The 7973-nt window shown below is 55.8% G+C and carries 6 protein-coding genes and 1 tRNA gene; all 7 read left to right on the top strand.

Annotated features, from left to right (window positions below; translation table 11 throughout):
• Positions 1–790: hypothetical protein (locus Q0F21_RS03935; protein WP_297237600.1), on the top strand; the 790-nt coding region annotated here is incomplete at its 5' end.
• Positions 791–1042: 252 nt separating this feature from the next.
• Positions 1043–1116: transfer RNA gene (locus Q0F21_RS03930), tRNA-Ile, on the top strand.
• Between the two features lie 267 nt (positions 1117–1383).
• Positions 1384–3678 (top strand): ribonuclease R, encoded by a 2295-nt coding sequence (rnr, locus tag Q0F21_RS03925; protein ID WP_297237598.1) that lies wholly within the window; start codon positions 1384–1386, stop codon positions 3676–3678.
• Positions 3679–3696: 18 nt separating this feature from the next.
• Positions 3697–4800, top strand: coding sequence for a Holliday junction branch migration DNA helicase RuvB (gene ruvB, locus Q0F21_RS03920; protein WP_297237595.1), 1104 nt, complete (start codon positions 3697–3699; stop codon positions 4798–4800).
• 6 nt (positions 4801–4806) lie between these two features.
• Entirely contained in the window at positions 4807–6291 is a 1485-nt protein-coding gene (locus tag Q0F21_RS03915; protein ID WP_297237593.1) for a hypothetical protein, read from the top strand.
• Complete coding sequence (locus Q0F21_RS03910; protein ID WP_297237591.1) at positions 6288–7721, top strand: TIGR00341 family protein; 1434 nt, start codon at positions 6288–6290, stop codon at positions 7719–7721. Before Q0F21_RS03915 ends, Q0F21_RS03910 begins: the two co-directional genes overlap by 4 nt.
• Positions 7722–7728: 7 nt before the next feature.
• Positions 7729–7973: chorismate synthase (locus Q0F21_RS03905; protein WP_297237589.1), on the top strand; the 245-nt coding region annotated here is incomplete at its 3' end.

The raw sequence follows: 7973 nt of genomic DNA, 5'->3' as shown, positions 1-7973 counted from the left end.
GAGTTTTTCCTTCGATGAAGGTAGGGTCGTCTTCTTGATCATTGTCTTGCTTATTTCCTCTCTGCTTGTAACTGTGTATTTTAATAATAAATATCAGAAAGAGAAGGACTTGAGAATTTCGGTGCAGGATGAATTGTCAGCCCTGCAATACGAAAGTGGGAAAATGGATAACCGGGCTGAAGAGATAAAAGCAGAGATAGACCGTAGGGCTGCTGAGGCGAACAAGCTAAGACAAAAACAAGAAGAATTAGATCCAGCAGAAGAAACGAGATCGACTCCTCCGTCTACCGAGTATCCTCGTGAAAGTCAGAAGACAGCCACCACCCCATCGCAGCCTGCATGGGCTGATAGGTCAGCGACTGCAAGCACACCGTCCGCGCCTGCAAGAAGAGTGCACAAGAAAGCCTTGAGTGCTTTTGAGATTACAAAGGTGGAGATTGCAAACATAGACCGTTCCGGAGCAGTTCAGACTCCTTATGGCTCCCCCATTGCTGCAGCAGAGTCTATGTTCTTATGCCCCAGAATAACAATAAAGTCCAAAACTGATTTCTCGGGGAAATATACATTTCATCTAAAGTTCAAACGCCATGAGTGGGATGACTCATCTTTGACAGTGTTTTATGAGACACAATATGATGTTGATATGGTTTGCTCTAAGGGTAATATGTACTTATTTACTTTACGTGGGTCTGGAAACTCTCGGAGGGGGACATGGTCAGAGGGTATATACTACCTCGAGATATGGTCTGATGGTCAATGCCTGTATATTCATTCGTTTGGCTTATACTAAGGAGACTACAGAGTCTAAGTATCTGGAGTTAGCTCTATAAGTCAGTGGCACAGCAACCATTCGGATGGTTGTGATGACCCGGGATCTCTTGCACGATCAGCCGTATTTGCCACACTGTAAGTCGAGAGGCTTGAGCACCTTCATCCTAATTGCATCACCCTGATGGCTGCGGTTGCGGGATCGGAAGTGAGCGGAAAAAATTGTACCTTTGCGCCTGTATTGAGAGCATTTTCGGTATAATGAAGATACTCTGGTCCTATAGCTCAGTCGGTTAGAGCACCTGACTCATAATCAGGGAGTCCACGGTTCAAGCCCGTGTGGGACCACAGGATCGACTTTGATCAGCCGGAGAGTGCGGAAGAATTCTTCCGCACTCTCCGGCTTTTTTTTGGGGGGAGGCTTTTCTAATACCGGTATTAGTTGAGACTATTACCGGTATTAGTGGCAACTAATACCGGTAATAGATTTCACTCAGACCGACTTCGGTCCCGGGAACTCGGGAGGAGGGGCTCTGGAGGGTGCGGATGAGGGCGGAAGGAGGTGGGGAAATTTGGGTAACTTTGTCGGTCACTAATGATACACAGAAATAATCAATGGGAAAGAAATTTAAGTCTAGAAAAGATAAGAGTAGTCAGGCATTTAGAGAGTCGTCCTATAAGCCGAGTAAGAGGGAGCGAGGCTTCTCTCGCTACAGACGTGATGTGATCGACTACTTTACCAGTCATGCCAATGTCTGTGTGTCTGTCGTGGTGATCTGTAAGTCGGTCGGCGCAGAGGATGGCTCGGAGAAACAGATGGTCCGAGAGGTGATCGATCAGCTGATGCGCGAGAAGCTCATCCAGGCAGGCGCCGCCAGTGACGAGTACATCTACAGAACCAAGAATACAAAGCTGACCGGATCCTTCCGGCGGAAGGCGGGCAAGGGACACAATTTCTTCTACCCCGAGGATGGGAGCGACCCGATCCGCGTGGCGGAGCGAAACTCCGCCCACGCCTTTGATGGTGACAAGGTAATGGTGCAGCTGCTGGCGCTTCGCCCCGGTCAGGAGATCGAGGGTGAGGTGATCGAGATACTGGAGCGGGTGGTGACTAATTTCGTCGGCGTGATGTCGATCAGCCACGGCTATAACTTCCTCATCACCGATAGCCGTAAGCTGGACAATGATATCCTGATCCCGGATCGCAACCTCAATGGCGCTCAGGATGGTGAGAAGGTCCTGGTCCATGTGCTGGAGTGGCCGGATCATGCCAAGAATCCTGTCGGTGAGGTGATTTCCCGCCTCGGTGAGCCGGGCAGCAACGACACCGAGATGCACGCCATCCTGGCTGAGTATGGTCTGCCTTACTCCTATCCGGAGAATCTGGAGCAGTATGCCAATGACCTCGATGAGCAGATGGCATACGATCCGAAATACAAGAGGGAGGACTACACCGACCGACTCACCTTTACCTGCGACCCGGAGTCGGCGAAGGACTACGACGATGCGCTCTCCTACAAGGATCTCGGAGACGGCACCTATGAGGTGGGTGTCCACATCGCCGACGTCACCTCCTACGTCACCCCCGGGGATCCAATCGACGAGGAGGCCTCTCAGCGTGCGACCAGTGTCTATCTGGTCGATCGCACCGTGCCTATGCTGCCGGAGCGGCTCTGCAACGATCTCTGCTCCCTCCGTGCCGGTGTGGACAGACCCGCATTCTCCTGCATCTTCCGCGTCAATTCCCTTGGAACCGTGCTCGACTACCATGTCGCCCGCACGGTGATCCACAGCGACTACCGATTTAAGTACGAGGAGGTGCTGGAGGTGATCAATGGTCAGCCCGGCGTGACGCCCGAGGTGGAAGAGGCGGTCCATAAGCTGGATGAGATAGCCAAGGCATTGAGAAAAAAGCGCTTCGAGCACGGTTCGATCGAGTTTGAGCAGGAGGAACTGGAGTTTGACCTCGACGAGAAGGGTAAGCCGATCTCCGTCCATGTCAAGGAGAATACCGATGCCAATCGTCTGATCGAGGACTATATGCTGCTTGCCAATCGCACCGTCGCGAAGCACATTGCTAAGCTGGCCAAGGAGCGGGACGAGAAGGTGCCACCCTTTATCTACCGCGTGCATGACCGTCCCGATGAGGAGCGGCTGCAGAACTTTGCCGAGTACGTGGGACGGCTGGGGTACAAGTTTATCTACACAGGGGACGCGCAGTCCATCTCAGACAATCTCAATAAGCTCCTCGAGGAGATCAAGGGGAAGCCGGAGGAGAATGTGATCCAGATCTTGGCGATCCGCACGATGTCTAAGGCTGTCTACCAGACAGAGAATATTGGCCACTTCGGGCTCGGATTTGAGTTTTACACCCACTTCACCAGCCCGATCCGCCGTCATCCTGATATGATGGTTCACCGCCTGCTCTGGCAGTATATGACCACCGGGAAGAGTGCCGACAGGAGCGACCTCGATGCCATCTGTGAGCACGACTCGGAGATGGAGAAGACGGCTGCCGATGCGGAGCGCTCGTCAGTCAAGTACAAGCAGATCGAGTATATGCAGGAGCGACTTGGGCAGGAGTTTGAGGGTATGGTCAGTGGTGTCAAGGACTTCGGGATCTTTGTGGAGATCAAGGAGAATGGCTGCGAGGGACTGGTGCCGATCCGCGATCTCAGCGATGACTTCTACGAGTACGACGACAAGACCATGGCGCTTGTGGGTATCAATACCCGCCGGCGGTACGCCCTCGGCGACACGATCAGGATACGTGTGGCACGGGCTGATCTCCAGAAGAGGTTCCTCGACTTTGAGCTGGCGGATAAGCCGGCTGATCAGCCTCAGGATGATCATCGCCGAGGAGGCTACAACTCACACCGCGGCGGTAACCGATCCGGGCGCAGGCACTAATAGAGCAGATCTGAGGACATGCGCGACGAGGATCGTAAGATAGAGGGTCTGGAGGACTTCGACATACGTGGTGTCGAGCTTGGGAGCGATCCGCTCACTCTCTCTGATGAGGAGGGGCGGAGGGATCCCGACAAGCTCCTGAGGCCGCAGCGCTTCGAGGACTTCACCGGTCAGCCCGATGTGGTGGGCAATCTCAGTGTCTTTGTCCAAGCGGCGAAGATGCGGGGTGAGACGCTCGACCACGTCCTGCTCCACGGTCCGCCCGGACTAGGGAAGACCACCCTCTCTCAGATCATTGCCAATGAGCTCGGGGTGGGGATCAAGGTTACCTCAGGTCCGGTGCTGGATAAGCCGGGAGACCTTGCCGGTGTACTCACCTCGCTCGAGCCGGGAGAGGTACTCTTCATCGATGAGATCCATCGCATGCCGCCCGTGGTGGAGGAGTACCTCTACTCTGCCATGGAGGACTACCGGATCGACATCCTAATTGACAAGGGTCCAGGAGCGAGAAGCATTCGCCTTGACCTGGAGCCCTTTACCCTCATCGGCGCCACCACACGGAGCGGTCTCCTCACGGCTCCGCTTCGGGACCGCTTTGGGATCAACATGCACCTCGAGTACTACGATGCGGAGATGCTGAGGGAGATCGTCCTCCGTAGTGCCGGCATCCTGGGGATCGAGTGCGAGGAGCGTGCGGCGACAGAGATCGCCAATCGCAGCCGCTGCACGCCCCGTGTGGCCAATGCGCTGCTGAGGCGAGTACGCGACTTTGCTCAGGTCAAGGGAACCGGTAAGGTGACGCACGAGGTGGCTTGCTATGCCCTCGAGGCGCTCAATATCGACGAGTACGGACTGGATCAGATAGACCGGAAGATCCTCCTGGCAATCATGGACAAGTTTGAGGGCGGCCCGGTGGGTGTCGAGACCATCGCCACTTCTATCGGGGAGGATGCCGGCACCGTCGAGGATGTCTACGAGCCCTTCCTGATCAAGGAGGGCTTCCTCAAGCGGACCCCAAGAGGGCGCGTCGTCACGTCGCTTGCCTATACCCACTTTGGCCGTCCGTCGCAGGCACCGGCTCGGGGACAGATGCTCTGGGATGAGCAGGATCTCTCACTCTAAGGACTTATGGCACAGGGCGGCATGAAGAGTCTGGCCAAGGACACGGTGGTCTATGGCCTTACGAATATCGTCAGCAAGTTTCTCAATTGGCTCCTGGCACCCCTCTACATCCGGGTGCTGGCAACCTCGGCGGAGTATGGCATAGTGACCAATCTCTACGCCTGGGTCAGTGTGATCTTAGTGGTGCTGACGCTTGGGCTGGAGACGGGGCTCTTCCGCTTCATCAATACCTCCGATAAGCCGCAGCAGGTCTACGCCACATGTCTCAAGGTGCTGTCGGTCCCGGTACTGATCTTCCTCCTCATCGGTCTCACTCAGACGCAGGCGATAGCGGACTTCCTGAAGTACCCCCTTCACCCGGAGTACGTAGGGATGTTTGTCGTCATCGTGGCCATGGATGCCCTGATGTCGCTCCCCTTTGCCTACTTGCGGTATCAGCATAAGCCCTGGCGCTTTGCCTTCTACAAGTTCCTCTTCATAGGGCTGAATATCTTCTTCAACCTCTTCTTCCTTATCCTCTGTCCGAGACTGGAGGCAGCGGGATACGATCTCCCCGACTGGCTCTACCGACCCGGCATGGGAGTAGGGTATATCTTCGTCTCCAACCTCCTCGCCTCAAGCATCGAGGCACTGATGATGCTGCCGCTATTCCGGTACGGGCTCAAGGGCTTCGACCGAGAGCTTCTGCCGAGGCTGGCGCGATACTGCGGTCCCCTGGTGTTGCTTGGGCTGGCGGGCGACTTCAATAAGATGGCCGGTCAGGTGCTGATCCCTTACCTCTATGCCGACCACGGCGAGGGGATGACGGCGCTCGGGATCTTTGGCGGAAATCTCAAGATCTCGGTTATTATGGTGATGTTCCTGCAGGCGTTCCGCTTCGCCTACGACCCCTTCGTCTTTAGCAAGATGAAGTCGCGAGACGCCGGTCAGGCGTATACAATGGCGATGACCTACTTCATCCTCTTCGCCTCCGTTATCTTCGTCGGGGTGATGTTCTGGATCGATGTCTTCAAGGTCATCGTCCGTCCCGACTACTACTCCGGGCTAGTGATCGTGCCGTGGATGATGTTCAGCGAGATCCTCTTCGGGATCTACTACAACCTCTCTGTCTGGTATAAGGTGACGGATCGGACCTACTACGGGGCGCTCTTTGCCGTGATCGGTCTCGTCGTCACGCTTACGATCATCACGCTGGGCGTGCCGCGCTACGGCTTCATAGCCTGTGCCTGGGCCGCCGTCAGCTGCAACCTCGTCATGCTCCTCCTCTCCTACGTCCTCGGGCAACGTCACCATCCGATAGCATACCGGACACGGTCGGATCTGGGGATCCTGGCGCTGGGAGCACTCTTCTACTTCGGTGGGATGCAGATCCACCCCGAGAGCTTGGCGCTCACGCTTGTACTCCGTACGCTTCTCCTGCTGATCTACATCGGTCTTGCAGGCTATTTCTTTACTCCTGTATTTACTCTTTTGCGTCATTATAGAAAATGAGTACCCAACCATCCAATCCTAAGCCCGAAGATGCAGAACAGCCTCAGGTAAAGAAGAACGAAGGCTTCGTCGGCTTCCTTAAGGAGTACTTTGACCTCGGTCTCGACAAGGAAAATGAGCTGAAGACCATCGAGTCGATTGCCGCCGATGTCGACTTTAAGGGTCCGAAGATGTGGATCCTGATCTGTGCGATCTTCATCGCGTCGCTGGGACTGAATATGAACTCCACCGCCGTCATCATCGGTGCGATGCTCATCTCCCCGCTCATGGGTCCTATCCTCGGCTTCGGTCTCGGGCTTGGGATCACCGACTTCAAGCTGGTCAAGCGTAGCCTCAAGAACCTCGGAATGATGACCCTCATCGGCATCACCACCGCTACAGTCTACTTCCTCCTCTCACCGGTGGAGACCATCACTTCGGAGCTCCTCGCCCGCACGCAGCCGACCTTCTACGATGTGCTGATCGCCTCCTTCGGCGGTCTGGCAGGCATCACCGCCGGTGCCAGTAAGAATAAGGGGAACGTGATCCCCGGTGTCGCCATTGCCACCGCCCTCATGCCTCCGCTCTGTACAGCAGGATACGGCATCGCGACGATGAACGTCCACTACTTCATCGGAGCCTTCTACCTCTACATCATCAATGCCGTCTTCATCGGTCTCGCTACCTACATCACCGTCCGCGCGCTCGACTACCCGCGGGTCACCTATGTCGATAAGAAGCGGGGGCGGCTGCTCAATCGTGCCGTCGCCGCCATCGTCATCTGTACACTCCTGCCCAGTATTTACCTGGCTTGGCAGATGGTACAGACCACAGTCAAGGAGCAGGCTGAGCGAAACTTCATCCGGTCTGAGATCACCGGTGATGACCGCTATGTGCTCTCCTACGACTCCTACAAGCGTGGGGACTCCACCTTCATGACCGTGAATGTACTTGGCGCGGAGATCACCGAGGAGGAGGAGAAGGTGCTGGATGCGAAGCTCGACGGCTATGGCCTCCACAAGACCGCCCTGATGATCCAGCAGAATTATGACCGGCAAAACGTACAGCGTCTCCGCTCCTCGATCCTCGATGACGTCTACAGGGGCAATGGCGGACGCGGAACCGCTGACCTCGTTGCCTATCAGCACTACCAGATCGACTCTCTGCAGAGACTGCTCTCCCAGTATGCCATTATTGGTGAGGAGTCGCAGCGACTTGCCGTTGATATGAAGGCGCTCTTTCCAGAGGTGAGTCAGCTGGAGTTTGGCGACGTGATCACCTACAATCAGGACTCCCTTGAGGTCGTTCGTCCGGACACGACCTTCCTTGTCCGAATCTATACGCGCTCCAGCAAGCTCACCGAGGAGAGGGAGCAGACCATACGTCGCTGGGTGGCCATTCGGATCCCCAGGTCAAGGGTCGACATCCTCACATCAGCCAAGAAGAAGTAGTAGCGGTATGAATACCCACGGCAAGCTCTTCCGCCTTACCAGCTTTGGTGAGTCGCATGGTCCCTGTATCGGAGGGGTCATCGACGGCTGCCCTGCCGGCCTCAGAGTCGACAGCGATGAGGTTGCGTATCAGCTTGCCCGCAGGCGAGGCGGAGCCACAGAGGGATCGACCGCCCGTCGGGAGAGTGACCGAGTCGACTTTATCTCCGGTCTCTTGGACGGTGTCACTACCGGCACGCCGCTCGCCTTCCT

It is taken from the genome of uncultured Porphyromonas sp., from assembly GCF_934359325.1.
Classification (GTDB): Bacteria; Bacteroidota; Bacteroidia; order Bacteroidales; family Porphyromonadaceae; genus Porphyromonas_A.
Note: the sequence above shows the minus strand (reverse complement) of the source record. Positions and strands in the feature narration are given on the sequence as shown.

Excerpts from the sequence above, each read along its gene's own strand:
- rnr (WP_297237598.1), top strand. The coding sequence starts at position 1,384 with ATGGGAAAGAAATTTAAGTCTAGAAAAGATAAGAGTAGTCAGGCATTT.
- ruvB (WP_297237595.1), top strand. The coding sequence starts at position 3,697 with ATGCGCGACGAGGATCGTAAGATAGAGGGTCTGGAGGACTTCGACATA.
- Q0F21_RS03915 (WP_297237593.1), top strand. The coding sequence starts at position 4,807 with ATGGCACAGGGCGGCATGAAGAGTCTGGCCAAGGACACGGTGGTCTAT.
- Q0F21_RS03910 (WP_297237591.1), top strand. The coding sequence starts at position 6,288 with ATGAGTACCCAACCATCCAATCCTAAGCCCGAAGATGCAGAACAGCCT.